We start from the raw sequence: 256 nt of genomic DNA on the forward strand, positions 1-256 counted from the left end.
GTGCAACCGGCTACGACAACGGCTTCAGCGTCACTGAAGGAGCAGTGGTCACCCTGACCGGTGCGACGCTGGACCAGTTCGCCAAGACCACCGCCGCTGGTGTGGATACCTACACGGCCAAGACTGATGTCTTCACTGGTAGCGAGACGATTTCCGTCTCGGCCACTTTGGCTGATGCTGCCGGCAATACCGGTACGGCTACCGCTGTAACGCTGGCACCGATCGACACGACTGCACCGACGGTAGCGATCAACCA

At 60.5% G+C, this 256-nt stretch carries 1 protein-coding gene; it reads left to right on the forward strand.

Annotated elements, in window-relative coordinates; all coding sequences use genetic code 11:
• The coding region (locus ACI48D_RS26065; RefSeq protein ID WP_435574142.1) for a hypothetical protein at positions 1 to 256 on the forward strand (256 nt) is incomplete at both ends.

The sequence above is a fragment of the Massilia sp. LXY-6 genome (assembly GCF_051233485.1).
In the GTDB taxonomy this organism is placed as follows: domain Bacteria; phylum Pseudomonadota; class Gammaproteobacteria; order Burkholderiales; family Burkholderiaceae_D; genus Telluria.